The organism is Streptomyces sp. A0958, assembly GCF_004795035.1.
In the GTDB taxonomy this organism is placed as follows: domain Bacteria; phylum Actinomycetota; class Actinomycetes; order Streptomycetales; family Streptomycetaceae; genus Streptomyces.
The window spans coordinates 31,210-57,307 of sequence record NZ_SSBK01000023.1; the positions used below are offsets into that span (position 1 = coordinate 31,210).

Below are 26,098 nucleotides of genomic sequence, written 5' to 3' on the forward strand. Positions count from 1 at the left end.
GACGCGGCGCGCCGTACGGGTGAGGCGGGGCCGGGGAGATATCTGTATTCAGTGCCCTTTGCCCGTTATGTGACCTTCTGTGTCACCCCACCCGCCGCCGCGCCCCACCCTCCTGCCGCATGACCGCACTCATCGTCTGCCACTTCGTCCTCGCGGCCTGCGCGCGCCCGCTGGTGCGATGGCTGGGCGCGCGCGCCTTCATCGTCCTCGCGCTGCCGCCCGCCGCCACCACCTGCTGGGCCCTCGCGCAGTGGGACACGGCCGCGTCCGGCGCCTCGGTCACCTGGTCGTGGGCGTGGATGCCCGACTACGGCGTCTCCGTGGACCTGCGCCTGGACGCCCTCGCCGAACTGATGGTGCTGCTCGCGGCCGGCGTCGGCACGCTCGTCCTGCTGTACTGCGCCTCCTACTTCAGCGACGACACCCCCCGGCTGGCCGGATTCGCCGGGAACCTGCTCGCCTTCGCCGGGGCCATGCTCGCCCTCGTCCTCAGCGACGACCTGATCTCGCTCTACGTCTTCTGGGAGCTGACCACGGTCTTCTCGTACCTCCTCATCGGGTACGACAGCGAGCAGCGGCACAGCCGCCGCTCCGCCCTCCAGGCGCTGACCGTCACCACGCTCGGCGGACTCGCCATGCTGATCGGCTTCCTGATTTTCGGTCAGGAGGCCGGGACCTACCGCATCTCCGCGATCCTCACCGACCCGCCCCCGGCCGGCGCCGCCGTCGAGGCCGCCGTCCTGCTCATCCTGTGCGGGGCCCTGTCCAAGTCGGCGGTCTGGCCGTTCAGCCTCTGGCTCCCCAACGCCATGGCCGCACCCACCCCCGTCAGCGCCTACCTGCACGCCGCCGCCATGGTCAAGGCCGGCGTCTACCTGGTCGCCCGGCTCGCCCCCGGCTTCGCGGACGTCCCCGCCTGGCGGCCCGTCGTGATGGTCCTCGGCGCCGCGACGATGCTCCTGGGCGGCTGGCGGGCGCTGCGGCTGAACGACCTGAAGATCGTCCTCGCCTACGGAACCGTCAGCCAGCTCGGCTTCCTCACCCTGCTGGCCGGCATCGGCAACCGCGACCTGGCGCTGGCCGCCGCCGCCATGATCCTCGGGCACGCCCTGTTCAAGGCCCCGCTCTTCCTCGTCACCGGCATCGTCGACCACGCGGCCGGCACCCGTGACCTGCGCAGACTCTCCGGTGTCGGACGCGCGCTGCCCCATGTCTGCGCCGTCGCCGTGCTCGCCGCCGCCTCCATGGCCGCGCTGCCCCCGCTGCTCGGCTTCGCGGCGAAGGAGGCGGCGTTCGAGGCGCTGCTGCACGGCGACGCGGCGGACCGCTGGGCGCTCGGCGTCGCGGTGGTGGGGTCGATGCTGACCGTCGCGTACACCGTCCGGTTCCTCTGGGGCGGTTTCCTGCGCAAGCCGGGGGTGCCCGACACCCCGGTCCACCGGGTCGGCCCGGCCTTCCTCGCCCCGCCCGCCGTGCTCGCCCTGTGCGCGCTGGTACTGGGGCCCGGGGTCGGATGGACCGACCGGCTGCTGAGCGCCTACGCCGACGCCTTCCCCGCCTCCGCCCACCCCTACCACCTCGCGCTCTGGCACGGCTGGGGCACCGCCCTGCTGCTCTCGGCCGTCGCCACGGCGGGCGGCGCGGTCCTCTTCGCCGCACGCGACACGGTCACCCGGCTCTCCCGGCGCATCGCCTGGCCCACCGCCGACAGCGTCTTCGGGCATGTGCTGCTGGGCCTGGAACGCCTCTCCCTCCAGGTCACCGGCTTCGTCCAGCGCGGCTCGCTCTCCGTGTACCTCGCCACCACCCTGCTGGTGATGCTCGCCGGACAGCTCGCCGTGCTCATCGCCGACCGGCCCTGGCACGGGGCGGCCCCGCCCCGGCTCTGGGACGTACCGCTACAGGGCGTCGTCGCCGCGCTGACCTGCGCGGCGGCCCTGCTCTGCCTGACCGTCAGGCGGCGCATGAAGGCCGTGGTGCTGGCCGGACTCACCGGATACGGGACCGCGCTGCTGTTCGTCGTCCAGGGCGGCCCGGACCTGGCGCTCACCCAGTTCTGCGTGGAAACCGTGTCCATGATCGTGTTCGTACTGGTGCTACGGCGGATGCCGGTGCACTTCCAGGAGTCGGTGAGCAGCTGGCGGCGGGCCACCCGCATCCCGGTCGCCCTGGCCGCCGCCGCGACCGTGAGCGTGGTGGTGTGGGTCGCCGCCGCCGCGCGCACCGCGCCCCCGGCGGGCGCCGCCATGGTCGAGGAGACCGCGCACCACGGCCTCAAGGACGTGGTCGCCACGATCCTGGTCGACCTGCGCGCCTGGGACACGATGGGGGAGTCCGCCGTCCTCGCCGCCGCCGCGGTCGGCGTGACCAGCCTCATCTACCTGCACCGCCGCGCCGAGGGAACGGTGGCGCCCCCGGAGGTACGGGGGCACACCGCCTGGTCGGTGACCGCCGCCCCGCTGACCGGCGTGCCCCGGGGCGACGAGGGGGCGCCCGAGCGCGGCTGGCTGGCGGCCGGCGGCACCCTCGCGCCCGAGCACCGGTCCGTCGTCTTCGAGGTGGTGACGCGGCTGCTGTTCCACCCGGTCCTGGTGCTCTCGGTGTACCTGCTGTTCTGCGCCGAGAACATGCCGGGCGGCGGCTTCGTCGGCGGCCTGGTCGCGGGCCTCGCCCTGATCACCCGGTACCTGGCCGGCGGCCGCTTCGAACTCGCCGAGGCCGCGCCCCTGCAACCCGGCCTGTTCACCGGCCTCGGCCTCTTCCTCTCCACCGGGGTGGCCCTGCTCGGCCTCTTTGACGGAACGGTCCTGCACGCCTGGACGTACCACGGCCGTCTGCCGCTGATCGGCGACTACGAGTTCGGTACGCCGGTGATCTTCGACTGCGGTGTCTACCTGCTGGTCCTGGGCGTCGTCCTCGACATCGTGCGGGCCCTCGGCGCGAAGATCGACCGCCAGATCGAGCGGGCAGCCGCCGAGAAGGCGGCGGGCCGGACGCCCGGACCGGAGCACGACACCGGGGAGGCCACCCCATGACCGTCAGCGCCTCGCTCCTCGCCACCGCCGCGGTCCTGTGCGCGGTCGGCGGCATTCTCATGCTCACCCGGCCCCTCACCCGCATCCTGCTGGGCGCGGTCATCGCGGGCAACGGCATCAACCTGCTCATCCTGTCCGCCACCGGGTCGGCCGGCCGCGAGCCGCTGCTGTACGGCGTCGATCTCGGCCGGGTCACCGACCCCCTGCCCCAGGCCATCGCCCTCACCGCGATCGTCATCACCCTCGCCACCACCGCCTTCCTCCTCGCCATGGCCTACCGCGCCCACCAGCTGACCGGCACCGACGAGGTCCACGACGACCTGGAGGACCGGCGCATCGTGCTGCGCGCCGAGGTGCTGGGGGAGCGCGACGAACTGCGCGAACGCTTCCGGGCCGACGGCGACCGCACGGCCGAGGCCCGCCGCCGCTACCGCGAGGACCGCCGCCGGCTGCGGGCCCGGCTGCGCGCCGACCGCGCCCTCCAGGCCAGGGGCCGCGACGCCACCGGCGACCTGTGGCACGACGTCCTCGGCGCGGACCCGGAGGACTACGCGGCGGCGGACACCACCGACGCCACCGACACGGACGATGCCACCGACACGGACACCAACGACGCCACCACCGCCAACGACGCCACCACCGCCACCACCGCCACCGACCCCGGACCGGGCCCCGGCGACGCCACCGACCCCGGACCGGGCCCCGGCGACGCCACCGACCCCGGCCCGGGCCCTGACGACGCCACCGACCCCGGCCCGGGCCCCGACGACGCCACCGACCCCGGCCCGGGCCCCCGCGACGACGGCCCCGGCGACGACGGCCCCCGCGACCCGAACCCAGGAGGCACCGGATGAACGCGATCGTCCCGCTGCCGGTGCTGCTCCCGCTCTGCGCCACCGGGCTGAGCCTCGCCTTCGGCACCCGGCTCAAGCGGTTCCAGCGCTTCATCAGCGTCGCCGTGCTCACCGCCGTCCTCGGGCTCTCGGTCACCCTGATGATCGCCGCCGACACCGAGGGCCCGCTCTCCGTCCACCTCGGCGACTTCGCGCCGCCGCTCGGCATCACCCTGGTCGCCGACCGGCTCTCCGGCCTCATGCTGACGATCTCCTCGGCCGTCACCCTGTGCGTCCTCGTCTACTCCCTGGGCCAGGGCATGGCCGACCGCGACGAGGAGACGCCCGTCGCGGTCTTCCACCCCGCCTACCTGATCCTGGTCGCCGGGGTCTCCTGCACCTTCCTCGCCGGCGACCTGGTCAACCTCTACGTCGGCTTCGAGATCATGCTCGTCGCCAGCTTCGTCCTGCTGACCCTCGGCGGCACCGGCCCCCGCATCCGGGCGGGCTCGACCTACGTGATCATCTCGCTGTTCTCCTCGATGCTCTTCCTCACCGCCATCGCCATGACGTACGCGGCGACCGGCACCGCCAACTTCGCCCAGCTCGCCGGGCGCCTCGCGGACATCCCGCAGGGCGTCCAGACGCTGATCCAGGCCATGCTGCTGACGGTCTTCGCCATCAAGGCCGCCGTCTTCCCGCTCGCCGCCTGGCTCCCCGACTCCTACCCCACCGCGCCCGCCCCCGTCACCGCCGTCTTCGCCGGGCTGCTCACCAAGGTCGGCGTCTACTGCATGCTCCGCACCGAGACGCTGCTCTTCCCCGGCAACCGGCTCGGAGACCTGCTGATGGCGGCCGCGCTCGCCTCGATGACCGTCGGCATCCTGGGGGCCGTCGCGCAGACCGACCTCAAGCGGCTGCTCTCCTTCACCCTCATCAGCCACATCGGCTACATGATCTTCGGGATCGGCCTCGCCACCCGGCAGGCGTACGGCGGGGCGATCGTCTACGTCGTCCACCACATCACCGTCCAGACGACGCTGTTCCTGGTCGCCGGGCTGATCGAACGCCGGGGCGGCACCACCGAACTGACCCGGCTCGGCGGCATCGCCCGCGCGGCCCCCGCGCTCGCCGTCCTCTTCTTCGTCCCCGCGATGAACCTGGCCGGCATCCCGCCGCTCTCCGGCTTCATCGGCAAGCTCGGCCTCATGCGCGCGGGCGTCGCCGACGGCGGGGTCTGGGCCTGGACCCTCGTCATCGGCGCCACGGCCACCAGCCTGCTCACGCTGTACGTCATGGCCAAGGTCTGGAACCTGGCCTTCTGGCGGGCCGCACCCCCGGGGCAGGCCGCCGCCGGCACGGTCCTGGAGTCGGACGACGACGACAGCGACGACGACGGCGACGAGGGCCCCGACCGGATGCCCGGCACCGGCGACGAGGGCGTACGCCTGCGCCACCAGCCGGCCGGCCTCGCGGTCGCCGCCACCCTCCACGGCCACGCCGTCACCACCACCAGCGTGCTGCCCCGCCCGATGACCTGGGCCACCGCCGCCGCGGTCGCCCTCGGTCTCGCCTTCACCGTGTTCGCCGGACCGCTGACCTCGTACACCGACCGCTCGGCCGCCGAACTCCTCGCCCGTACCCCCTACATCGAGGAGGTGCTCGGCCGATGAGACGCCTCGTCACCTTCTCCTTCCGGAACAAGGACCTGCCGCCCTTCAGCGCCGCGTTCGGCCGCCGCCGCGTGCTCGACCTCCCGCTCATCGCCTGGCTCACCGTCATCTGGGTGATGCTCTGGTCCAGCCTCAACTGGGCCAACCTGCTGACCGGAGCCGTGGTCGCGGTGGCCGTCTGCCTGGCGTTCCCGCTGCCCAAGGTCGACCTCGGGCTGCGGCTGCACCCCTGGGGCATCCTGCGGCTGGCCGGCTATCTGCTCTACGACATGTACACCTCCGGCGTGAAGGTGACCCGGCAGATCCACGGCCGCCACCCGCGCCGGGGGGCCGTCATCGCCGTACCGCTGCGCTGCCGCTCGGACCTGATGCTCACCGCCGTCGCCGTCGGGGTGTCCAACGTGCCCGACAGCTCGGTCGTCGAGGTGCGCCGCGCCACCGCCACCGTCTTCGTGCACATCCTGGACGGCCGGCCCACCGAGCTGGCGGCGGCCAGGCGGTCCGTCTGGCGCATGGAGGAGCTGATGGTACGGGCCTTCGGCACCCGCGACGAGATCGAGCGGGTCGCCGCACCACCCCCGGACCGGCCGCGCACCGGCGAGCGGCCGGGAGACCAGGAGGAGGGCACATGAGCGCACCGGAGACCGTGGACCGGGTCCTGCTCGTCGCGGCCGTCGTCGTGACCGTCGTCGCGGGCGCGGTCCTGCTGGCGCGCATCTGGCGGGGCCCCTCGATGCTGGACCGGGCCATCGCACTGGACGTCTGCGCCGCGCTCATCATCGCCGGGCTCGGCGCCAAGTCCGCCTTCGCGCGCGAGCCGTTCTACTTCCCGATCATGCTGGTGCTGGCCTTCCTCGGCTTCACCGGCTCGGTCGGCATCGCGCGCTTCATCGCCGTACGCGACCGGCCGCCGGGTCACCTGCACGGGGAGCGGGCCCGGCACGGCGAGGAGGAGGGGCCATGAGCGTCTGGCTCCAGATCCTCGACACGGCGGGTGCCGCCCTGGTGCTGATCGGCGCCGCCATCTGCCTGCTCGGTGTCATCGGCATGCTGAAGCTGCCGGACGTCCTCTCCCGCAGCCATGCCGCGACCAAACCGCAGGCCCTGGGCATGCTGATCGTGCTGGCCGGGGTCGCGCTGCGGCTGCGCAGCGGCATGGACCTCGCCACGCTCGCGCTGATCGGCTTCTTCCAGCTGATGACCGGACCGGTGGCGGCGCACCTGGTCGCGCGCTCCGCCTACCGGACCGGGCAGGTCGACCACGACGAACTGCTCTTCGACGAACTCGACGAACTGCTCACCGAGGAACGCTGACCCGGCGCCCGGCGACGACAGGGCCTACGGCGAACCGGCCGGGCGGATGTTGGCGAGCCCCAGCCCGAGGTCGCGCCCGGTACCGCGCACCCGGCGGGACGTCCCGTCCTCCAGCACCCGGGCGAGGAGGGCGAGCGCGTCGGCGACCCGGGCCCGGTCCTCGCCGAGCCCGGCCAGCAGCTCGGACTCGACGCCCACCTGGCGCGGGAAGATCGCGTCGATCGCCGCCTTGCCGGACTCCGTGATGGTCACCAGCACGGCCCGCCGGTCGGCCGGGTTCGGGGTGCGCTCGATATGGCCGCGCTTCTCCAGCTTGGCCAGCGTCTTGCTGACCCCGGCCCGCGACATCCCCATGTCGTCGGCCAGCCGGCGGGCGATGGCGGGTTCGGTGGCGTACCGCAGCGGAATGAGCAGGTCCGCCTCGGGGGCGGTGAGCGGGGCGCCCTCGTAGAGCGGTTCCAGGGCACGGTCGAACAGCGCGGACACCTGTTTGACCAGGGCCACGACCTCCATGGCGGAGACGTCGAGCCCGGGATTGTGGCTGACCCACGCATCGCGTACGCCGTCGGGATGGGACTGCACCAGCACTCCTTCGTCGCGGTGAGCTTACCGAACCACCTCTTTGTTAACCAGTAAACCATCGGTTATCTTTTTCGCCATGCTCTCCCGTCCCCCCGCCTCCGACGAGGCAATACGCCAAGCCGCACCGCCCGTTTCCCCCGGGCAGGTCTCCGCCCTGATCGCCGTACTCGGTGCGCTCACCGCCGTCGCCCCGCTCGCCACCGACATGTACGTGCCCGGCTTCCCCACCATGGGCGCCGCGCTGCACGCGAGCGGTTCGGCCGTACAGCTCACCCTCACCGCGTTCCTGATCGGCATGGTGGTGGGCCAGCTGCTCATCGGCCCGGTCAGCGACGGCTGGGGCCGCCGCAGGCTCCTGCTCTCCGGCGCGGGCGGCTTCGTCCTCTTCTCCCTGCTGTGCGCCGCCGCCCCGAACGTGGAACTGCTCACCGCGGCCCGCTTCCTCCAGGGCTTCGCGGGCGCCGCCGGCATGGTGCTCGCCCGCGCGGTGATCACCGACTGCTTCCGCGGCGCGGACGTGCCCCGCTACTTCGCGCTGCTCTCGCAGATCCTCGGCATCGCGCCGATCGCCGCGCCCGTCGTCGGCGGCGCGGTCCTCTCGCTGTCGACCTGGCGCGCCGTCTTCGTCGTCCTCGCCGTGCTCGGCGCGCTGCTGCTGATCGCCGTGGTCAGGAAGGTGCCCGAGACCCTGCCGCCCGAGCGGCGGCACGGCGGCGGCCTCGCCGGGACGTTCCGCACGATGGGCACGATGCTCACCCGCCGCGCCTTCATGGGGTACGTGCTCGTGCTCGGCTTCACCTCGGCGGCGCTGTTCGCCTACATCAGCGGCTCCAGCTTCGTCTTCCAGAACGTGCACGGCGTATCGCCCACCGTCTACTCGCTGATCTTCGCCTCGAACGCCGTGGGCATGCTGATCGGCGGGGTCACCTTCGCGCGGCTCGCCGCCCGGGTCCGCCTGAACACGCTCCTGATCACCGGGCTCGCCGTCTCCGGCACCGGGGCTGCCGCCCTGCTCGTGATCCCGGCCCTGACCGGGCAGAGCCTCGCCGTCAGCTGGATCTGCCTGTTCGTCGCCATGTCCGGCGTCGCGCTGATCTTCCCCGCTACCATGAGCATCGGCCAAAACCTCGGCCGGGAAGCGCCCGGCGCCGCCTCGGCGCTCATCGGCGGCCTCCAGTTCCTGTTCGGCGCCGCCGCCTCCCCGCTCGTCGGCCTCTTCGGTGAGGACACCGCGACCCCCATGGCCGTCATCATGCTCGCTGCCCTCGCCCTGGCCGGCCTCGCCCTCGTCCTGCTCGCCCAGCCGTGGCGGGCGCACGGCGAGGTCACCGCCGAGCCGCACGACGACGGCCGGCACTGACGGCTCCGGCGCGCGGGGGCCGTACCGGCCTCGCCCGCGCCGACAGGGCCCCCTACTGACCGGTCGGCTGCGGGGCCGGGCGCTCCAGCGGTGTGCGCCGGATGCCGGTGATGACCCAGGTGCCGCCCTGTTTGGCCAGGCTCACCGTGCGGTGCTCGGTGTACGGGGTACCCACCGCGAGCCCGCCCTTCTTGAGGTAACCCGGGTCTCCCGCGGTGAACTCGAAGACGGTGTCCATCTCGGCCTTGGCGGTCCTGCGGTCCCGGTAGACGGTGGACCGGTACCAGGCGACCTTCTCCTGACGGGTGGTCAGCTTGTTGTCCCGGAAGAGCGCGGTCACCTTGGCGCCGTAGTCCTGGGCTTCCAGTGACTCGCGGAACGCGGCGCCGTAGAAGGCGTACTCGCTCTTCACGCTCCCGGCCACCGACGTGCTGCTGCGGTCGTCGACCGTGCCCGAGTGGAGGACCACGGTCCGGCGGATCGCGGTGACGTCGGGGTCGTCGTCCGCCAGGGTCGCGAGGGACTCGCCCCCGTCCCCGATGAGCGTCCAGAGCGACCGGTTCTCCGGGCCGGTGGGCGGTCCGGCCTGTGGTGCGGTGGGGGAGGGCGCCGGGTCCGTGGCCCCCGCGTCGCAGCCGCTGGAGAGCAGCAGGGCGAGCGCGGGCAGGACGAGGCGGGTGGCGAGACGGAGGGGGTGGCGGCGTGGGCGCATGGGCGGAGCTCCTGGGTGGGGGCGCGCCCCGGTGGCCGGGGCGCGCCGTGGTGGGTCAGCGGTGGCTCACGGCGCCGGTTCGGGCGTCCACTGGCTCGTCCAGTAGCCCGCCGGGACGTTGCCCTGCTCGACGTATCCGGTCAGGCCCTCGGTGTGCGCGTAGCCGCCGGAGGCGCGGTTCCTCAGGCGCAGGTAGCCGGCTTCGGACTCCTCCGTCCAGTCGGCCTCGGTCGCGCCGGAGGCAGCCGCGCCGTAGTGGACGTAGCCGTCGGACGCGGACGTCCGCAGGTAGTCGCCCGTCCACCGGTTGCGGAAGCGGGTGTAGCCGGCCGCCGTGGTCTCCGGTGCCCACTGGGAACTCCAGGCGGTGGCGGGCACGCTGCCGTACTCGGCCTTCCCGGTCTTGTTCTCGATGTGCAGGTACTGCGAGGTCTGACGGTTCTTCAGTCTCTCGTACCCGCTGTCGCCGTATCCGCCGTCCTTCTTCCACACGCGCAGGTAGTCCACGCTCCAGGACTTGGGCCAGACGTCGTTGTGCCGGCCCGACCCGGCGTCCGTGTAGATGCCCATGATCATGCCCATGGGCATGTTGGGGGCGTCGTTGATGGTCTTGTACAGCTGGTTGTCGTAGTAGAAGTCGAGCTGGGTGGGCGTCCAGTCCATGCCGTAGACGTGGTACTCCTCGGTGGGCTCACCGCTGGGCACCGGGTCCTCGTGCGACACCCAGGAGCCGAGGAAGTTCGGGTCGCCCCAGCCGTACGCGGCGATGCGCCAGGTGTCCGGCTTGCTGAAGAACGTCTCTATCATGTCGATCTCGGCGTTGGCCGACGCGCTGCTGGTGTCCTTCGTGCCGACCAGCCACAGTGCCTGGTGGCCTCCGCCGCCGGTGTCGGAGAGTTTGGCGCGGGTCTCGATGTAGCCGTACTGCGTGGTGTAGCCGTTGAAGTCGGCCTCGTGGTGGTCGTTGGGCATCGCGTAGTTGAAGCGGTGCCACCAGTCCTTGTCGTACGTCTGGATGCTGGAGATCTTCACGGTGCCGTCGTAGGCGGGGTTCCAGGCGGGCGTGTCCTGGTCGACGCGCTCGGTGAGCACCCCGTCCGCGACGGTGTACCGCGCCTTGGCCTTCTCGCGGTCGGAGGCCCAGTGCGGGAGGTAGTACGGCAGCCACTTGTCCGTGTCCAGGGAACTGCCGTCGAACTCCTCCTGGAAGTCCAGCGTGTACCCGGGCTTGGCCACCGGATTGGCGGGGAAGTCGGCGGCCGATGCGGCCGGGGCACCGGTGAGCGTGCCCAGCGCGCCGAGCGCGGCGGCCAGCACCCCCACCAGAGGGGTGCGCAGACGGCGGTGTCTCAACTTGGCTCCTTCGGGACGGAGTTCGGCAGGCCCCGGCTGCCGCTGCTAAGGCAGGCCATGCAACCGGGCGCTTTCGAAAGAAAATTTCCTGCGTAATGTGCCGTCAGAGGTACCCGGTGTCAACAGTCGTGCGGACGTGAGCCGCCTTCCGTCCCCGGCCGCCGTCGCGCGTACCCGTTCGCCGTCGCGCGTCTCAGCCGCCGGGCTGGTCCGTGGCGAACAGCCGGCCGCGCGCCAGGTCCCGGGCGGCCTCCACGCCCCCCACGGCCACCGCGCCCGCGGTGAGCGCGCCGAGGGTCAGGGGCGGGACCTCGTAACAGATGCCGGAGAGCTGTTCGCGTACCGCCTCCAGGACGGCCGGGCCCGCTCCGGCCAGCGCCCCGCCGAGCACGATCAACTGCGGGTCGACGGCGAGGACCATGGCGCCGATGCCGTCCGCCACCGCGCGGGCGTAGCTGTCGACGGTGGCGCGGGCGGCCGGGTCGCCGTGCCGGGCGCGGGTGAACACCATGTGGCCGGCCTCTCCCGGGTCGCCGCCGAGCTTGGCGGGGGTGTCCTTCCAGCCCAGCCTCGGATGCCTGCCGATCTCGCCCGCCGCCCCCGTGCGCCCGGTGAACGGCCGGCCGTCGACCAGGATGCCCACCCCGAGCCGGTTGTCCAGGTGGACGTAGAGCACGTCGGACGTGCCGCGGGCGGCGCCGGTCCGGTGTTCGGCCAGGACGGCCAGGTTGGTGTCCTTCATCGCCACGACCGGGCAGCGCAGCAACTCGTGGAGCTGGTCGGCGAGGTGGACGCCCGACCACTGGGGGATGGCCACGCTCAGCCGTACGGAGCCCCGCGCGTCCACGATCCCCGGTGTCCCGACGCCGGCGGCCCACAGGGGCGGGCCGTCCGCCGGAAGGTGCTCGCGCACCAGGCCGGCCGCCTCCCGCAGGCGCTCGTCGGGGTCGAGCGCGGCGGGGGTGGGTCGGTGGGTCTCCGCCAGCGGTGTCCCGCCGAGATCGGTGATGCGCACACCGATGCCGTCGGAGTCGATGTGGATGCCGGCCAGGCGCCCGGCGTCGAAGTCGAAGGCGTAGCGCTGGGCGGGCCGGCCGCCGGTCCGTGTCGCGTCCTGGCCGTCGAGGGTGAGGCGGCGGTCGGTCACCAGCGCGGTGACGATGCCGCGCACCGTGGGGCGGGAGAGGGCGGTGACCTGGGCTATCGCGTTGGTGGTGAGTGGCGTCCCCTCGTACAGCAGTTGCAGGACGCGGCTGGTGTTGAGGTGGCGCAGAGCGCTCTGGTCCCCGCCCGGCAGGACGTCCGAGTTCTTCATGTCCCCCACTCGCTGCGTGCTTTCCATGTCACGGATCGACATACCCGCCCTTTCCCTCTTGACGGGCGGAGTGACGTGTCTGATCCTTTCGAAGGAAAGTTTCCTTCGAAACTCGCTGGCTGGCAACCTCGGCTCGACATCCTGCCACACCAGCGATTCCTTCCCGTGTTCACAGGAGAGCAGCGCGATGAAGATCAGCAGAGTCCTGGCAGGAGCCGTCCTGGTGGCGTTGTGCGGGACCGCGTGCGCCCCCGGCGCCTCGTCCGACACCACGGCGGCGGAGCCGTCCGGCCCGGTCAAGAAGGGTGCGGGCGACGAGAAGGTCACGCTCAAGCTGGTCTCCACGCCCGAGTCGGGAGCGGCGGTCAAGTCGGTCATCAAGGCGTTCGAGGCCAAGTACCCCCAGGTCACGATCGACTACGAGGACAACAACGTCGACGACTACAACAAGGCGCTGAACCTCTCGCTCGCCTCCGACCAGGCACCCGACATCGCCCTGCTCAACTCGGTCGGCACCACGGTCAAGGACGGCCTGGTCATCGACCTGTCCCGGTACGCGAAGGCGTACGACTGGGACAAGACTTACCCCAGCACCCAGCTCAACCAGTGGCGGGTCGCCGAGGACGGCAGCACGCTCGGCACGGGCGGCCTGTACGCGGCCCCGGCCGGCTTCTCGCTCGTCGGCGTCTACTACAACAAGGCGAAGGCGGCCAAGGCGGGCATCACCACCCCGCCGGCCACGCTGGAGGAGTTCGATGCGGCCCTCGCCAAGGCGAAGAAGGCCGGTGAGCTGCCGCTGCAACTCGGCAACCAGCAGGGCCACGCCTCCTTCCCCATCCAGCTCATCGGCCAGTCGGCGGACGGCGCCGAGCAGGCCGCGCGCTGGACCTTCGGCCAGAAGGGCGCCACCTTCGACACCCCGGGCAACCGCACCGCCGCCGACAAGCTCACCGCCTGGAAGAAGAAGGGCTACCTGCCCAGCGGCGCCAACGGCACCGACCTTCAGACGGCCGTCGACAAGTTCACCAAGGGCCAGGGCGTCTACTTCGTCGACGGCAACTGGGACGCCGAGAAGATCGGCGACAAGCTCGGCAAGGACGCGGGCTTCATCGCGTTCCCCTCACCGAAGGCCACGGCGATCGGCACCTCCGTCGCCTACGCCATTTCCTCCAAGAGCCGGCACGCGGACACCGCGGCCTTCTTCCTGGACTTCCTGCACTCGCCCGAGGCATCGGCCGCCGAGTTCAAGGCCGGCTTCATGCCCGCCGACCTCACCGCGGCCAAGCCGCAGGACGGCACCGTGATGAAGGACATCGTCGCGGCCTGGGGCAGGGTGAACGACGACAACGGTCTGGTCGGCTTCAACAACAACGCCACCGCGACCATGAACGACAAGCTCACCGCCACCACGCAGGAACTCCTCGCGGGCCGCACCAACACGGACGGCTTCGTCAAGGCGGTCCAGGACGAGTGGTCCAAGACGCATGGCTGACACACTCGTGCGCACCGAGCGGTCGGTGGCCGGGGCCCGGCGCGGGGCAGCCGCCCCGCGCCGCAAGGGCCGGTTCGTACCCCTGCTGTACGTGGCCCCCGCCCTGGTCTTCTACGGCCTCTTCGTCATCGCGCCCTGGCTGCACAGCTTCTGGCTCTCGTTCTGGAACTGGAACGGAATCGGCGTCGCCTCCTGGGCCGGACTCTCCAACTACACCGCGGTGTTCGAAGAACCGGCCCTGCGCGCCGCCCTGAGCCACGCGTTCGGCTTCATCGTCTTCTACACGGTCGTCCCGGTCATCCTCGGCCTCATCCTGGCCGCCCTCACCTCGGCCGTGCCCTGGCGGGCCATGCCCGTCATCCGCACCATCATCTTCCTCCCGCAGATCCTGCCGCTCGTCGCGGTGGGCGTCGTCTGGAAGTGGATCTACGGCGAGGACGGCCCGCTCAACCAGGTGCTGCGCGCCATCGGCCTCGGCTCCCTGGCCCGCGCCTGGCTCGGCGACTTCACGTACGCGTTCCCGGCCGTCGGCCTGATCGGCACCTGGGTCTCCACCGGCCTGTGCTTCCTGCTCCTGCTGTCCGGCATCGGCAAGATCGAACCGTCGCTCTACGAGGCGGCCCGGCTGGACGGCTGCGGCAGACTGCGCGAGTTCTGGCACATCACCGTGCCCGGCCTGCGCAAGGAGATCGGCGTCGCCTGCAACGTCACCGTCATCTCGGCCCTCGCCGGATTCGACGTCGTGTACGTGATGACGGGTGGCGGGCCCGGTTACTCCACGATGGTCCCGGGTGTCCAGGTCTACCAGCTCGTCTTCACCGCCGGCCGGGTCGGCACCGCCTGCGCCCTGGCCACGGTGCTCTCCCTCATCACCTGTGCCGTCATGTACGGCCTCAACAGGCTGTCGCGGGAGCGCTGAGGCATGCCGCGCATCTCACTGGAGTACCCCCGATGACCAAGCAACTGCCCAGGCTCGCGCTCATCGTCGCCGCCGCAGCCGTCCTGTTCCCCTTCCTCGCGTTGTTCAGCGCGGCGCTCCAACCACAGAGCAACCTCTCGCCGGGCCTGTCCTGGCCGTCCGACCCGCAGTGGGGGAACTTCGCCACCGCCTGGTCCACCGCCGGATTCGGCTCGCTGCTGAAGTCGAGCGCCGTCATCGCGCTCGGCGTCGTCCCCATCGCCCTCGTCCTCGCGACCCTCGCCGGCTACGGCCTGGCCACCATGCGACTGAAGGCCAAGGGGCCGCTGTTCGCCCTCCTGATGCTCGGACTGGCCCTGCCGTACGAGGCCATCGTCATCCCCCTCTACTACGACCTGGACTCGGTCGGCCTGCTGAACACCTACTGGGCCGTGATCCTGCCGCTGGTGGGGCTGTTCATGCCCTTCGGCGTCTTCTGGATGCGTACGCACTTCGAGTCGCTGCCGAAGGAGCTGATGGAGGCCGCGGCCGTGGACGGCGCGAACAGCTGGCGCACCCTCACCCGCGTCCTGCTGCCGACCGCCGTCCCGGCACTCACCACACTGGGCCTTCTCTACTTCATGTGGGCGTGGAACCAGTTCCTGCTGGCCCTGGTGCTCATCCAGGACCCGGCGATGCGCACGGCCCCCTCCGGCCTCGGCAAGTTCGTCCAACAGTACGGCAAGAACATCCCGCTGCTGTCGGCCGGCACCCTCATCGTGATCGCACCGATCGTGCTGATCTACCTCTTCTTCCAGCGCCACTTCATCAAGGGCATCCTCCAGGGTGCCGTCAAGTAAGGGACTGCGTACGTGACCGTCACCCTCGCGATCGTCGGAGCCGGGGCCCGAGGGGCCTCCTACGCCCGCATCGCCGCCGACCAAGGTGCCGCCGTCGTCACGGCCGTCGCCGACCCCGACCCCGCACGCCGCCAGGCCCTCGCGGACGAGTTCGCGCTGCCGTACGACCGGGTCTTCACCGACTGGGCCGAACTCGCCTCCCGGCCGCGCCTCGCCGACGCGGCGATCGTCGCCACCCCCGACCGCATGCACGTCGAACCGGCCGTGGCGCTGGCCGACCTCGGTTACGCCCTGCTGCTGGAGAAGCCGATGGCGCCCTCGGAGGAGGACGCCCGCCGCATCGTCGAGGCGGCGACGCGCAACGACATCCTCCTGGCGGTGTGCCACGTCCTGCGCTACACGCCGTACTCGGTCAAGCTCAAGCAGCTCATCGACAGCGGCCGGATCGGTGACGTCGTCAGCGTCGAACACCTCGAACCCGTCGGCTGGTGGCACCAGGCGCACTCCTACGTGCGCGGCAAGTGGGGCGTCGAAGCCGAGTCGTCGTCCATGCTGCTCGCCAAGTCGTGCCACGACATCGACTGGCTCGGCCATGTGGTGGGCAAACCGGTGGAGAAGGTCTCGTCCTTCGGCAGCCTGTTCCACTTCCGCCCGGAGAACAAGCCCGAAGGCGCCGGTGACCGCTGCGTCACCTGCCCCGTCGAACGCACCTGCGTCTACTCGGCCCCGCGCATCTACGAGCGCTTCCTCGGCGACCCCGTCTTCGAACAGTGGCCGCTCGGCGTCCTCACCGACGACGTGACGAGCGCCGGACTGACGAAGGCGCTGGAGGACGGGCCGTACGGCGAGTGCGTCTACAACGGGCGCAACGACGTCGTGGACCACCAGGTGGTGAACCTCCAGTACGAGGGCGGCGCCACCGCCTCCTTCACCATGACCGCCTTCACCGGCCTCGACTTCCGCAAGACCCGGGTGTTCGGCACCCGCGGCTCGCTCGACGGCGACGGCCGCACGCTCACCCTCCACGACTTCCTCACCGACACCCGCGAGGTCTTCGACTTCGACCCCGAGGGCGGGGCGTCGGCGGCGGACGGGCACGGCGGCGCGGACGACGAGCTGATCCGGGCCTTCCTCGCGGCGGTCGCCGGTGACGACCGGGAGCTGGTGAACACCGGCCCGGACGAGGCCCTGCGGTCGCATCTGGTGGTCTGGGCGGCGGAACGCGCACGCCGCAGCGGGCAGGTGGTACGCCTCGACTGACGGGCCGCGCGGCGGGCGAGCGCTCAGGAGGCCGCCAATCGTGCCGCATGCTCACACACCGGCGGCCCGCCCGGTCTGCGGCGAGCGTCAACGCCCATGATCGGCCGGGGCCACACCGGCGCGACGAGCCGTTCCCGACTCCGGCCAGGCTCCGCGCCAAGGGGGCGACGACCGCCGGCCTCAGAGCGCCACGAGGGTGACCTCCGTGGCCTTGACGCTGGTCCACACCTCCACCCCGTCGGCGAGCGACAGCTCCGCCGCGGACTGCGGGGTGATCTCGGCGACGAGGTCCGGCGCCCGGTCCGACCCGACCAGGACCCGGAGCCGGCTGCCGCCCGAGGTGATCTCGCGCACCGTCCCCGGCCACACGTTGCGCGGGCTGCCGGTGGGCTTCTCGCGGTGCACGGAGACGGCCTCCGGGGCGATCACCGCGAGCGCGGGCGCCCCGGCGGGCAGGGCGTCGGCGACGACGAGGTGCCCGCCGCCCGCCGGTGCCAGGCCGTCGGCGGTGGTCGTCCCGGGCCAGGCGTTGCGGCCGAGCATGCGGGCGACCCAGGGGGAGCGCGGGTTGCGGGTGACATCGGCGGGCGGGGCGTCCTGGAGCGTACGGCCCTCCTCCAGGACGAGGACCCGGTCGGCGAGCGCGACGGCTTCGACCGGGTCGTGCGTGACGATCAGGCACACGCCGCCGAAGCCTTCGAGGTGGCGGCGCAGGGTGTGCCGGACCTGGGAGCGGGTCGTCTGGTCGAGCGCGGCGAGCGGTTCGTCGAGCAGCAGGAGGCGGGGGCGGGCGGCCAGGGCCCGGGCCAGCGCCACCCGCTGGGCCTGCCCGCCGGAGACCTGGGCCGGCCGGCGCGCGGCGAGGTGGCCGACCCCGAGCCGGTCCAGCCACTCCTGGGCGCTGCGCCGGGCCTCGGCGCGCGGCACCCCCCGGGCGCGCAGCCCGTAGGCGGTGTTGGCCAGGGTGCTCATGTGCGGGAAGAGGGCGCCGTCCTGCGGGACCCAGGCCACGCCTCGGCGGTGCGCGGGCAGGGCGGTGACGTCGGTGTCGCCGAGCCGGAGCCGGGCGTGGGCGCGTGGTGTGAGGCCGAGCAGCGCGCGCAGGAGTGTGGTCTTGCCGGCGCCGTTGGGCCCGACGACGGCGATGGTGGTGCCGCCCTCCGCGTCGAGGGTGAGCTGATTGAACCCGGTGACCTCGGCGTGCAGCGGCCAGTTCTCCCGGTCGGCGGCGGGCTGCGGGGCGGCCTCCACCGGCTTGCGCACGGCCGCCGGTTCGTCCTCCGCGTCCTGCGGCCGGGGCGTACGGGGGCGGGCGGCGCCGCCGGTCCAGCGCCCGCGCAGGGCCAGGAGCACGGCCATGGCGATGACCAGCAGGAGCAGGGAGACCGAGGTGGCGGCCTCCGGGCTGTCCTGGAGCAGCAGGTAGACCTGGAGGGGCAGCGTCTGCGTCGTACCGGGGAGGTTGCCCGCGAAGGTGATGGTCGCGCCGAACTCGCCGAGGGCGCGCGCCCAGGTCAGCGCGGCGCCGGCGGCCAGCCCGGGGGCGACCATCGGCAGCGTGACGGTGAAGAACACCCGTACCGGCGAGGCCCCCAGGGAGGCCGCGGTCTCCTCGTAGCGGGGGCGCAGACCGCCGAGCGCCCCTTCGAGGCTGATGACCAGGAACGGCATGGCGACGAAGGTCGCGGCCAGGACCGCACCGGAGGTGTGGAACGGCAGCGTGATGCCGAACCAGTCCTCCAGCCAGGGCCCCAGCAGCCCGCGCCGCCCGAATCCGAGGAGCAGGGCGACACCGCCGACCGTGGGCGGCAGCACCATCGGCAGCAGGACCAGCGAGCGGACGAAGACCTTGCCGGGGAAGTCGACCCGGGCCAGCAGCCAGGCCAGCGGCACCCCGAGGACGAGGGAGAGGGCGAGCGCCCAGCCGGAGACGATCAGCGACAGGGTCAGCGCCTGCGTGGTCCCCTCGCTGGTGAGGTGCCCGCCCAGCTCGCCCCAGGAGGTGCGGGCGAGGATGCCGGCCAGCGGCAGCAGCAGAAAGGCGACGGCCAGGAGTGCGGGGACCGCCAGCACGATCGGCGCGCGAGGACGCGTGGCGCGGCTGAGGGGATGGTTCATCGGGGTTCCCTGAGGCTGGAGGGCAGGGGTGCCCGGGCCCGAGCACGGGCCGGGCACCCCGCCTGCGTTACGGCTGCTGGAAACCCGCGTCGGCGAGGATCTTCTGCGCCTCGGGCGTCGACAGCCACTTCACGAACGCCTCCGCCGCGGCGCTGTGCTTGCCGGCCTTCAGCGTCGCCGCCGGGTAGGAGGCGACCGCGTTCTGCTCGTCCGGGATGTCGACGGAGTCGACCTTGCCGGCGGCCGAGGCGACATCGGTCTTGTAGACCAGACCGGCGTCCGCCTCGCCCAGCTCCACCTTGCTCAGGACCGCCCGCACGTTCGGCTCCTGGGAGACCGGCTTCACGGTGCTCTTCTGGGCGTCCAGGATCTGCTTGCTGTAGCGGCCCACCGGCACCTCGGGCGCGGCGAGCACGACCTTCAGCTTGGTGTCGGAGAGGTCCTTGAGGTTCTCGACCTTCTCCGGGTTGCCCTTGCCGGTGGCGATGACGAGGCGGTTCTTGGCGATGACGGTGGGCGCCCCGGTGTCCGCCTTCAGCCCGTCCATCGTCTTCGTGTCGGCGGTCACCAGGGCGTCGGCGGGCGCGCCCTGCTTGACCTGGGCGGCGAGCTCCTGGGAACCGGCGAAGGAGAACGTCACCTTCGTACCGGGGTTCTCCTTCTCGTACGCCGCGCCCGCCGTCTTGAACACGTCGGTGAGCGAGGCGGCGGCGAGGACCGTCAGGTCGGCCGCCGGCGCGCCGGAAGCGGGCGCCGAGGCGCTGGAGCCGGTGGCCGAGTCCTTCGTGTCGTCGTCGCTGCCGCACGCGGTGAGCGGCGTGAGCAGTCCCACGACGACGAGGGCCGCCGCGGCGCGGCGGCGGGTGAGGGCGGGGGTGAAGGGCATGAGGGCGGGACTCCTTGGGAACGCGATAGGCCGATGCCGCCGGGCCGGTGAGCGGACCACCCGGTGGCAGAGGACAGCATGTGCCACAGAATAGGTGTTCTGGGGTCGCATTTACATGTTTCCATGGGAAACCACATGGCAGGTGCATATGCGCCTGGAGGAAGGTCCGAGCGGCAGCCGGGCGTGAGGCGCGCACACCGGCCGCAGGCCGTGCGCGGCCCGCGACCTGTCCGGGGCGCGGCCCGGGGCGGACAGTAGAGTTCGGGTGCGTCAGCCCCCGAGACCCGAGGTACCGTCCGTGACCCCCGAGCCCCCCTCGCACCCCCTCCCACCCGTCGTGACCGTGGTCGGGATCGGAGCCGACGGATGGGCGGGTCTGCCCGAGGCGGCGCGCGCGGAACTGAGGGTTGCCCAGGTCCTGATCGGCGCCGGACGCCAACTGGCCCTGCTCCCGCCCGAGTGCGCGGGCCGCCGCGTGCCCTGGCCCTCCCCGCTGCGCCCCGCCGTCCCCGGCCTGCTCGCCGCGCACGCGGACAGCCGCATCGCCGTACTGGCCAGCGGCGACCCCATGTTCTACGGGATCGGCCGCGCCCTCACCGAGGTGCTGGGCGCCGAGCGGCTGCGCGTCCTGCCGCACCCCTCGTCCGTCTCCTACGCCTGCGCCCGCGTCGGCTGGCCGCTGGAGGACACCGAGGTCGTCACCCTGGTCGGCCGCCCCGCCGCCCGGCTGGCCGCCGCCCTGCACGAGGGGCGCCGGCTGCTGGTCCTCAGCGCGGACGCCACCACACCGGCCGCGGTCGCCGAACTGCTGCGCGACCACGGCTTCGGCCCCAGCCGGATGCGGGTGCTGGAACAGCTCGGCGGCGAGGACGAGGCGTGCGTCCAGGGCACGGCGGACGCCTGGACCCACCCGGCGGGCGACGCCCTGAACGTCATCGCCGTCGAGTGCCGCAGCGCCCCCGGCGCCCTGCGCCTCGGCGCCGTACCGGGCCTGCCCGACGAGGCGTACGCACACGACGGCCAGCTCACCAAGCGGCACGTGCGGGCCGTCACCCTCGGCGTGCTCGCCCCCGCCCCCGGCGAACTCCTGTGGGACGTCGGCGGCGGCTCCGGATCGATCGCCATCGAGTGGATGCGCACCCACCCCTCCTGCCGGGCGGTCACCGTGGAGCGCGACCCGGTGCGGGCGGCGCGCATCGCGGACAACGCCGCCCGGCTCGGCGTCCCAGGCCTGCGCGTGATCACCGGGCGGGCCCCCGACTGCCTGGCCGGACTCCCCGCTCCGGACGCCGTGTTCATCGGCGGCGGCCTCACCGCACCCGGCCTCCTCGACACCTGCCGGCAGGCGCTCCCGCCCGGCGGCCGGCTGGTCGCCAACACCGTCACCCTGGAGTCCGAGGCGGTGCTCGCGGCCCAGCACCGCCTGCACGGCGGCGACCTGGTCCGCCTCGCCGTGGCGCACGCGGTGCCGGTCGGCGGGTTCACCGGCTGGCGCCAGGCGATGCCGGTCACCCAGTGGTCCCTACGCACACCCACGAACAGCCCCACCGGTCAAAGCCCGGCCGGCGCCCCCGCACAACCCTCAGGAGACGACAGATGACCGTGTACTTCATCGGCGCGGGCCCGGGCGCGGCCGACCTGATCACGGTGCGCGGCGCGCGCACGCTCGCCGCCTGCGGCGTGTGCCTGTACGCGGGCAGCCTGGTGCCCCGCGAACTCCTGGCGGAGTGCCCCGCCGACGCGCGCCTGGTGGACACCGCGCAGCTCGACATCGACCAGATCACCGCCGAACTGGTCGCCGCGCACCGGGACGGGCACGACGTGGCGCGGCTGCACTCCGGCGACCCGTCGGTGTTCAGCGCGGTCAACGAGCAGATGCGGCGGCTGGACGAGGCGGGCGTGCCCTACGAAGTGATCCCGGGCGTACCGGCGTTCGCGGCAGCCGCCGCGGCGCTCAAGCGCGAGCTGACCGTGCCGACCGTCGGCCAGACCGTCATCCTCACCCGCGTCGCCCAGCAGGCCACCGCCATGCCCGAGGGCGAGGACCTGGCGACGCTGGGGCGCAGCGGCGCGTTGATCGTCCTGCACCTCGCCGCCCGGTACGTTGACCGCGTCGTGGAGGAACTGCTCCCGCACTACGGGGCCGACTGCCCGGCCGCCGTCGTCGCCCTGGCCTCGCGGCCCGACGAGGTCATCCTGCGCGGCTCCCTGGTCGGCATCGCCGAGCAGGTGAAGGCGGCCGGTGTGATCCGTACCGCCGTCATCATGGTCGGCCGCACCCTGGGCGCCGAGCAGTTCCGCGACAGCCACCTCTACTCGCCCGCCCGCGACCGGCACGTCTGCTGACGGCGCCCCGGCCCCGGCCGGGCGGCGCGGCGGGTCAGCGTACGGAGCTGCGCCCCACGACCGTGCCCGCCCGGTCGACGCAGATGACGTCCACGGCCACCGGGGCGCCCCGCAGGACCGTCAGCGCCTCGTCCCGCGCCGCGACGGCCACCAGATCGCCCAGCGGCACCCCGCGCGCCTGGCACGATCGGAGCGCGGCCAGGCCGGTGTTGGCGGTGGCCACCTCGGCGGCCAGGGCCTCGTCGGCGCCGCCCCGCCGGGCCAGCTCCGCCAGATAGGCCTTGTCGACCTGGGAGCGGCCGGAGTGCAGGTCGAGATGGCCGGCGGCGAGCTTCGACAGCTTGGCGAACCCGCCGCAGACCGTGAGCCGTTCCACCGGGTGACGGCGTACGTACTTGAGCACCGCGCCCGCGAAGTCGCCCATGTCCAGCAGCGCGATCTCCGGCAGCCCGTACTCGGCCACCACGGTCTTCTCCGACGTGGACCCCGTGCACCCCGCCACATGGGTGTGACCGGCCGCCAGCGCCACGTCCACGCCCCGGCGGATCGAGTCGATCCACGCCGAGCAGGAGTAGGGCACCACCACACCGGTCGTCCCCAGGATGGACAGACCGCCCAGGATGCCCAGGCGCGGGTTCCAGGTGGACCGGGCGATCTCCTCGCCGTCGTCCACCCCGACCGTCACCTCGACGTCCCCGGAACCGCCGTGGGCCGCCGCGACCTCGGCGATGTGCTCGCGGATCATCCGGCGCGGCACCGGGTTGACCGCCGGCTCACCGACCTCCAGCGGCAGCCCCGGCAGGGTGACCGTGCCCACGCCGGGACCGGCCCGGAACACCACGCCCGAGCCCGGCGGCAGCGCCCGCACCCCGACCCGTACGAGCGCGCCGTGCGTCACGTCCGGGTCGTCGCCCGCGTCCTTCACCACACCCGCCGTCGCCCGCCCGTCGGCCAGCTCCTCCACGGCCAGGGCGAACGCCGGGGTCTGGCCCCGGGGCAGGGTGATGGTGACCGGGTCGGGGAAGTCACCGCTCAGCAGCGCCGTGTACGCGGCGGTGGCGGCGGCGGTGGCGCAGGCACCGGTCGTCCAGCCGGGCCGCAGCCCGGTGTGTTTGAGTTGGGCGGCGCGCCCGCCTTTCGCTTCACTCATGGATGGTTCCGATGCACGTACTGATTCTGGGCGGGACGACGGAGGCCCGCCGTCTCGCCGAGCTGCTGGAGGCGGAGCTGCCCGCCGGGAGCAGGGTCACCAGCTCCCTCGCCGGGCGGGTGGCCCGGCCGAAGCTTCCGCCGGGCGAGGTCCGCGTCGGCGGCTTCGGCGGAGCCGGCGGGCTCGCGGAATGGCTCCGCTCGCACCAGGTCCACGCGCTCATCGACGCCACTCACCCTTTCGCCGGGACGATCTCTTTCCACGCGGCCACCGCGGCCGCCGCCGCCCATGTTCCCCTGCTCATGCTGCGCCGGCCCGGCTGGGTGCCCGGCGACGGCGACGACTGGCACCCGGTCGGCTCCCTGGCCGAGGCGGCGCGGGCGCTGCCGGAGCTGGGGCGGCGCGTGTTCCTCACCACGGGACGCATGGGCCTCGCCGCCTTCGCGGACCTGGACGAGCTGTGGTTCCTCATGCGGTCCGTGGACGCGCCGGAACCCCCGTACCCGGCGCGGATGGAGACCCTGCTCGACCGGGGCCCCTTCACCCTGGAAGGGGAGCGCGAGCTGATCCGCCGCCACCGCGTCGACGTCCTCGTCACCAAGGACAGCGGCGGCGCCGCCACCGCCCCCAAACTGACCGCCGCCCGCGAGGCGCGCATCCCCGTCGTCGTGGTCCGCCGGCCACCGGCCCCCGAGGGGGGCGCGGTGGCCGGCAGCCCGGAGGAGGCCGTGGCCTGGCTGCGGGAGCAGCCGGGTCAGGGCGTGTCCGGCGGATAGCGGCGCGGCGTCCACACGATGTGCCGCCCTTCGCCCCGCCGCTCCCACCGGGTCTGCGAGGAGCCGACGATCAGGATCGTGCGCATGTCGACCTCGGCCGGGTCGAGATCGGCCAGGCGCACGGTCCGTACGCTCTCGGCCGGCCCGCCGACGTCCCGCCCGAGGACCACGGGCGTGTCCGGCGAGCGGTGTTCGAGGAGCAGGTCGCGGGCCTTGCCGACCTGCCAGGTCCTGCTGCGGGAACCGGGGTTGTACAGCGCGAGCACCAGGTCCGCCGAGGCGGCGGCCCGCAGCCGCTCCGCGATGACCTCCCAGGGCTTGAGCCGGTCGGAGAGCGAGATCGTCGCGTAGTCGTGGCCCAGCGGCGCGCCCGCCCGGGCCGCGGCCGCGTTGGCGGCCGTCACCCCCGGAAGCACCCGCACCGGCACGTCCGCGTACTCCTCCTGGGACGCCACCTCCAGCACGGCCGTCGCCATCGCGAACACGCCCGGGTCGCCGCCGGACACCACGGCCACCCGCCGCCCGCGCCGGGCCAGGTCGAGCGCGAACTCGGCCCGCTCCGACTCGACCTTGTTGTCGGAGCCGTGCCGTATCTGGCCCGGCCGGACCGGCACCCGGTCCAGGTACGTGGTGTAGCCGACCAGGTCGTCGGCGGCGGCCAGCGCCCCGCGCGTCTCGGGCGTCAGCCACAGCGGGCCCGCCGGACCCGTACCGACGACCGCCACCTCGCCGCCGCCCGGGGTGCGTTCGGGGCGGGCGTCGATCCGGCTCGGCAGGACGGCGACCGCGAAGTACGGCACCGAACCGGCGTCGGTCTCCGCCAGCTCGCCCAGCCGCTCCCCGGCCATCGTGGCGCGCTCGACGTAGCGGGCCTCGGGCAGCCGGCCGGACGCCTCGAACGCGCGGCGGACGGCGGGGAACGTACGGCCCAGCTTCATGACCACGGCGGCGTCGGTGGCGGCCAGCCGGGCGGTCAGCTCCTCCTCCGGCAGGGTGCCGGGCAGGATCGTCAGGACCTCCTCGCCCTCGGCGAGCGGGGTGCCGAGCCGGGCGGCGGCGGCGCTGACGGAGGTGACCCCGGGGATCACCTCGGTGGGGTAGCGGTCGGCCAGCCGCTTGTGCATGTGCATGTACGAGCCGTAGAAGAGCGGGTCGCCCTCGGCCAGTACGGCGACCGTGCGGCCGGCGTCGAGGTGCACCGCGAGCCGGGCCGCCGCCTCGGTGTAGAAGTCCTCCATCGCGCCCCGGTAGCCGCCCGGGTGGTCCGTGGTCTCCGTCGTGACGGGATAGACCAGGGCCTCCTCGATATGGTCGGCGCGCAGGTGCTTCGCCGCGATGGACCGGGCGATGGACCGCCCGTGCCGGGCGCTGTGGTAGGCGACGACGTCCGCCTCGGCGATGATCTCCACCGCCCGCAGGGTCATCAGGTTCGGGTCGCCGGGGCCGAGCCCGACCCCGTAGAGCCGTCCCGTCTGCTGCTCGCTCACGCTCATTCTTCCTCGCTGGCGATCGCGTTGAGGGCGGCGGCCGCGATGGCGCTTCCGCCGCGCCGGCCGCGCACGATCAGGTGGTCGAGCCCCGACGGGTGCGCGGCCAGGGCGTCCTTGGACTCGGCGGCGCCGACGAAGCCGACCGGCACACCGATGACGGCGGCGGGGCGCGGGGCCCCCTCCTCGATCATTTCGAGGAGCCGGAACAGCGCGGTCGGCGCGTTGCCCACGGCGACGACCGCACCCTCAAGACGGTCGCGCCACAGCTCCAGGGCGGCCGCCGAGCGGGTCGTGCCCAGCTCGGCCGCGAGGCCGGGCACCGCCGGGTCGGACAGGGTGCACACCACCTCGTTGTCCGCGGGCAGCCGCTTGCGGGTGACACCGCTGGCGACCATGGCGACGTCGCACAGGATGGGGGCGCCCGCCCGCAGAGCCGCGCGGGCACGGGAGACCGCGTCCGGCGTGAAGGCGATGTCGCGTACGAGGTCGACCATCCCGCAGGCGTGGATCATCCGGACCGCGACCTGGCTCACGTCCGCGGGCAGGCCGGTGAGATCCGCCTCCGCCCGGATGGTGGCGAAGGACTGGCGATAGATGGCCGGTCCGTCCTTCTCGTACTGGTGCACAGTGCTGTCGCTCTCTTCA

The 26,098-nt window shown here is 73.0% G+C and carries 23 protein-coding genes; 14 read left to right on the forward strand and 9 right to left on the reverse strand.

Annotated elements, in window-relative coordinates:
• Positions 1 to 119 precede the first annotated feature (119 nt).
• From E6P78_RS21910 to mnhG, 6 genes are read left to right on the forward strand one after another with little or no spacing between them, the layout of a single operon-like run.
• Positions 120 to 3,035 (forward strand): Na+/H+ antiporter subunit A, encoded by a 2,916-nt coding sequence (locus tag E6P78_RS21910; protein ID WP_136205341.1) that lies wholly within the window; start codon positions 120 to 122, stop codon positions 3,033 to 3,035.
• Complete coding sequence (locus E6P78_RS21915) at positions 3,032 to 3,889, forward strand: Na(+)/H(+) antiporter subunit C (RefSeq protein WP_240799314.1); 858 nt, start codon at positions 3,032 to 3,034, stop codon at positions 3,887 to 3,889. Before E6P78_RS21910 ends, E6P78_RS21915 begins: the two co-directional genes overlap by 4 nt.
• Complete coding sequence (locus tag E6P78_RS21920; protein WP_136205342.1) at positions 3,886 to 5,541, forward strand: Na+/H+ antiporter subunit D; 1,656 nt, start codon at positions 3,886 to 3,888, stop codon at positions 5,539 to 5,541. Before E6P78_RS21915 ends, E6P78_RS21920 begins: the two co-directional genes overlap by 4 nt.
• Positions 5,538 to 6,173: a Na+/H+ antiporter subunit E gene (locus tag E6P78_RS21925; RefSeq protein WP_136205343.1), complete on the forward strand. Its 636-nt coding sequence runs from the start codon at positions 5,538 to 5,540 to the stop codon at positions 6,171 to 6,173. Before E6P78_RS21920 ends, E6P78_RS21925 begins: the two co-directional genes overlap by 4 nt.
• Positions 6,170 to 6,505 carry an MrpF/PhaF family protein gene (locus E6P78_RS21930; protein WP_136205344.1) on the forward strand — a complete coding sequence of 112 codons (336 nt, stop codon included), beginning with the start codon at positions 6,170 to 6,172 and terminating at the stop codon, positions 6,503 to 6,505. Before E6P78_RS21925 ends, E6P78_RS21930 begins: the two co-directional genes overlap by 4 nt.
• On the forward strand, positions 6,502 to 6,855 hold the full coding sequence (mnhG, locus tag E6P78_RS21935) for a monovalent cation/H(+) antiporter subunit G (RefSeq protein ID WP_136205345.1): 354 nt from the start codon (positions 6,502 to 6,504) through the stop codon (positions 6,853 to 6,855). Before E6P78_RS21930 ends, mnhG begins: the two co-directional genes overlap by 4 nt.
• A gap of 24 nt (positions 6,856 to 6,879) precedes the next feature.
• Here mnhG and E6P78_RS21940 read toward each other — a convergent pair whose 3' ends face one another.
• The gene (locus E6P78_RS21940) at positions 6,880 to 7,437 is read right to left on the reverse strand and encodes a MarR family transcriptional regulator (protein WP_206307873.1); all 558 of its coding nucleotides are present in this window, start codon (positions 7,435 to 7,437) and stop codon (positions 6,880 to 6,882) included.
• A 76-nt stretch (positions 7,438 to 7,513) separates the two neighbouring features.
• Here E6P78_RS21940 and E6P78_RS21945 point away from each other — a divergent pair, with 76 nt between their 5' ends.
• The gene (locus tag E6P78_RS21945) at positions 7,514 to 8,797 is read left to right on the forward strand and encodes a multidrug effflux MFS transporter (RefSeq protein ID WP_136205346.1); all 1,284 of its coding nucleotides are present in this window, start codon (positions 7,514 to 7,516) and stop codon (positions 8,795 to 8,797) included.
• Between the two features lie 52 nt (positions 8,798 to 8,849).
• Here E6P78_RS21945 and E6P78_RS21950 read toward each other — a convergent pair whose 3' ends face one another.
• The 3 genes from E6P78_RS21950 to E6P78_RS32885 form a co-directional block, all read right to left on the reverse strand.
• Positions 8,850 to 9,509 (reverse strand): hypothetical protein, encoded by a 660-nt coding sequence (locus E6P78_RS21950; protein ID WP_136205347.1) that lies wholly within the window; start codon positions 9,507 to 9,509, stop codon positions 8,850 to 8,852.
• Positions 9,510 to 9,575: 66 nt separating this feature from the next.
• Entirely contained in the window at positions 9,576 to 10,862 is a 1,287-nt protein-coding gene (locus tag E6P78_RS21955; protein ID WP_206307874.1) for a glycoside hydrolase family 16 protein, read from the reverse strand.
• Positions 10,863 to 11,055: 193 nt separating this feature from the next.
• On the reverse strand, positions 11,056 to 12,204 hold the full coding sequence (locus E6P78_RS32885) for an ROK family protein (RefSeq protein ID WP_168712676.1): 1,149 nt from the start codon (positions 12,202 to 12,204) through the stop codon (positions 11,056 to 11,058).
• A 160-nt stretch (positions 12,205 to 12,364) separates the two neighbouring features.
• On the opposite strand from E6P78_RS32885, the gene E6P78_RS21970 reads away from it, so the two are divergent.
• From E6P78_RS21970 to E6P78_RS21985, 4 genes are read left to right on the forward strand one after another with little or no spacing between them, the layout of a single operon-like run.
• Positions 12,365 to 13,669 (forward strand): extracellular solute-binding protein, encoded by a 1,305-nt coding sequence (locus tag E6P78_RS21970; RefSeq protein ID WP_168712677.1) that lies wholly within the window; start codon positions 12,365 to 12,367, stop codon positions 13,667 to 13,669.
• Positions 13,662 to 14,588, forward strand: a complete 927-nt coding sequence (locus E6P78_RS21975; protein ID WP_136205349.1) for a sugar ABC transporter permease — start codon at positions 13,662 to 13,664, stop codon at positions 14,586 to 14,588. The genes E6P78_RS21970 and E6P78_RS21975 overlap by 8 nt, the downstream gene beginning before the upstream one ends.
• 32 nt (positions 14,589 to 14,620) lie before the next feature.
• Positions 14,621 to 15,427 (forward strand): carbohydrate ABC transporter permease, encoded by an 807-nt coding sequence (locus E6P78_RS21980; RefSeq protein WP_136205350.1) that lies wholly within the window; start codon positions 14,621 to 14,623, stop codon positions 15,425 to 15,427.
• Between the two features lie 12 nt (positions 15,428 to 15,439).
• Positions 15,440 to 16,687 carry a Gfo/Idh/MocA family oxidoreductase gene (locus tag E6P78_RS21985; RefSeq protein ID WP_136205351.1) on the forward strand — a complete coding sequence of 416 codons (1,248 nt, stop codon included), beginning with the start codon at positions 15,440 to 15,442 and terminating at the stop codon, positions 16,685 to 16,687.
• A gap of 180 nt (positions 16,688 to 16,867) precedes the next feature.
• On the opposite strand, the gene E6P78_RS21990 is transcribed toward E6P78_RS21985, so the two are convergent.
• Together E6P78_RS21990 and modA are read right to left on the reverse strand one after the other, a co-directional pair.
• A complete protein-coding gene (locus E6P78_RS21990) occupies positions 16,868 to 18,805 on the reverse strand; it encodes an ABC transporter permease (protein WP_136205352.1) in 1,938 nt (645 codons plus the stop codon).
• A gap of 67 nt (positions 18,806 to 18,872) precedes the next feature.
• Positions 18,873 to 19,691 carry a molybdate ABC transporter substrate-binding protein gene (gene modA / locus E6P78_RS21995; RefSeq protein WP_136205353.1) on the reverse strand — a complete coding sequence of 273 codons (819 nt, stop codon included), beginning with the start codon at positions 19,689 to 19,691 and terminating at the stop codon, positions 18,873 to 18,875.
• 298 nt (positions 19,692 to 19,989) lie between these two features.
• Here modA and cbiE point away from each other — a divergent pair, with 298 nt between their 5' ends.
• Together cbiE and cobM are read left to right on the forward strand one after the other, a co-directional pair.
• The gene (gene cbiE / locus E6P78_RS22000) at positions 19,990 to 21,291 is read left to right on the forward strand and encodes a precorrin-6y C5,15-methyltransferase (decarboxylating) subunit CbiE (RefSeq protein ID WP_136205354.1); all 1,302 of its coding nucleotides are present in this window, start codon (positions 19,990 to 19,992) and stop codon (positions 21,289 to 21,291) included.
• Complete coding sequence (cobM, locus tag E6P78_RS22005) at positions 21,288 to 22,037, forward strand: precorrin-4 C(11)-methyltransferase (protein WP_136205355.1); 750 nt, start codon at positions 21,288 to 21,290, stop codon at positions 22,035 to 22,037. The genes cbiE and cobM overlap by 4 nt, the downstream gene beginning before the upstream one ends.
• 34 nt (positions 22,038 to 22,071) lie before the next feature.
• Here the strand turns inward: cobM and E6P78_RS22010 are convergent, their stop codons facing one another.
• Positions 22,072 to 23,187 (reverse strand): cobalt-precorrin-5B (C(1))-methyltransferase, encoded by a 1,116-nt coding sequence (locus E6P78_RS22010; protein WP_136205356.1) that lies wholly within the window; start codon positions 23,185 to 23,187, stop codon positions 22,072 to 22,074.
• Positions 23,188 to 23,198: 11 nt separating this feature from the next.
• On the opposite strand from E6P78_RS22010, the gene E6P78_RS22015 reads away from it, so the two are divergent.
• Entirely contained in the window at positions 23,199 to 23,963 is a 765-nt protein-coding gene (locus E6P78_RS22015; protein ID WP_136205357.1) for a cobalt-precorrin-6A reductase, read from the forward strand.
• Here the strand turns inward: E6P78_RS22015 and E6P78_RS22020 are convergent.
• Together E6P78_RS22020 and E6P78_RS22025 are read right to left on the reverse strand one after the other, a co-directional pair.
• The gene (locus tag E6P78_RS22020; RefSeq protein WP_136205358.1) at positions 23,942 to 25,456 is read right to left on the reverse strand and encodes a precorrin-2 C(20)-methyltransferase; all 1,515 of its coding nucleotides are present in this window, start codon (positions 25,454 to 25,456) and stop codon (positions 23,942 to 23,944) included. The genes E6P78_RS22015 and E6P78_RS22020 overlap by 22 nt on opposite strands.
• Positions 25,453 to 26,079, reverse strand: a complete 627-nt coding sequence (locus tag E6P78_RS22025) for a precorrin-8X methylmutase (RefSeq protein WP_136205359.1) — start codon at positions 26,077 to 26,079, stop codon at positions 25,453 to 25,455. Before E6P78_RS22025 ends, E6P78_RS22020 begins: the two co-directional genes overlap by 4 nt.
• Between the last annotated feature and the right edge of the window lie 19 nt (positions 26,080 to 26,098).

Coding starts and splice junctions, on each gene's coding strand:
- E6P78_RS21910 (WP_136205341.1), top strand. CDS start 120: ATGACCGCACTCATCGTCTGCCACTTCGTCCTCGCGGCCTGCGCGCGC.
- E6P78_RS21915 (WP_240799314.1), top strand. CDS start 3,032: ATGACCGTCAGCGCCTCGCTCCTCGCCACCGCCGCGGTCCTGTGCGCG.
- E6P78_RS21920 (WP_136205342.1), top strand. CDS start 3,886: ATGAACGCGATCGTCCCGCTGCCGGTGCTGCTCCCGCTCTGCGCCACC.
- E6P78_RS21925 (WP_136205343.1), top strand. CDS start 5,538: ATGAGACGCCTCGTCACCTTCTCCTTCCGGAACAAGGACCTGCCGCCC.
- E6P78_RS21930 (WP_136205344.1), top strand. CDS start 6,170: ATGAGCGCACCGGAGACCGTGGACCGGGTCCTGCTCGTCGCGGCCGTC.
- mnhG (WP_136205345.1), top strand. CDS start 6,502: ATGAGCGTCTGGCTCCAGATCCTCGACACGGCGGGTGCCGCCCTGGTG.
- E6P78_RS21945 (WP_136205346.1), top strand. CDS start 7,514: ATGCTCTCCCGTCCCCCCGCCTCCGACGAGGCAATACGCCAAGCCGCA.
- E6P78_RS21950 (WP_136205347.1), bottom strand. CDS start 9,509: ATGCGCCCACGCCGCCACCCCCTCCGTCTCGCCACCCGCCTCGTCCTG.
- E6P78_RS32885 (WP_168712676.1), bottom strand. CDS start 12,204: ATGGAAAGCACGCAGCGAGTGGGGGACATGAAGAACTCGGACGTCCTG.
- E6P78_RS21970 (WP_168712677.1), top strand. CDS start 12,365: ATGAAGATCAGCAGAGTCCTGGCAGGAGCCGTCCTGGTGGCGTTGTGC.
- E6P78_RS21975 (WP_136205349.1), top strand. CDS start 13,662: ATGGCTGACACACTCGTGCGCACCGAGCGGTCGGTGGCCGGGGCCCGG.
- E6P78_RS21980 (WP_136205350.1), top strand. CDS start 14,621: ATGACCAAGCAACTGCCCAGGCTCGCGCTCATCGTCGCCGCCGCAGCC.
- E6P78_RS21990 (WP_136205352.1), bottom strand. CDS start 18,805: ATGAACCATCCCCTCAGCCGCGCCACGCGTCCTCGCGCGCCGATCGTG.
- modA (WP_136205353.1), bottom strand. CDS start 19,691: ATGCCCTTCACCCCCGCCCTCACCCGCCGCCGCGCCGCGGCGGCCCTC.
- cobM (WP_136205355.1), top strand. CDS start 21,288: ATGACCGTGTACTTCATCGGCGCGGGCCCGGGCGCGGCCGACCTGATC.
- E6P78_RS22010 (WP_136205356.1), bottom strand. CDS start 23,187: ATGAGTGAAGCGAAAGGCGGGCGCGCCGCCCAACTCAAACACACCGGG.
- E6P78_RS22015 (WP_136205357.1), top strand. CDS start 23,199: ATGCACGTACTGATTCTGGGCGGGACGACGGAGGCCCGCCGTCTCGCC.
- E6P78_RS22020 (WP_136205358.1), bottom strand. CDS start 25,456: ATGAGCGTGAGCGAGCAGCAGACGGGACGGCTCTACGGGGTCGGGCTC.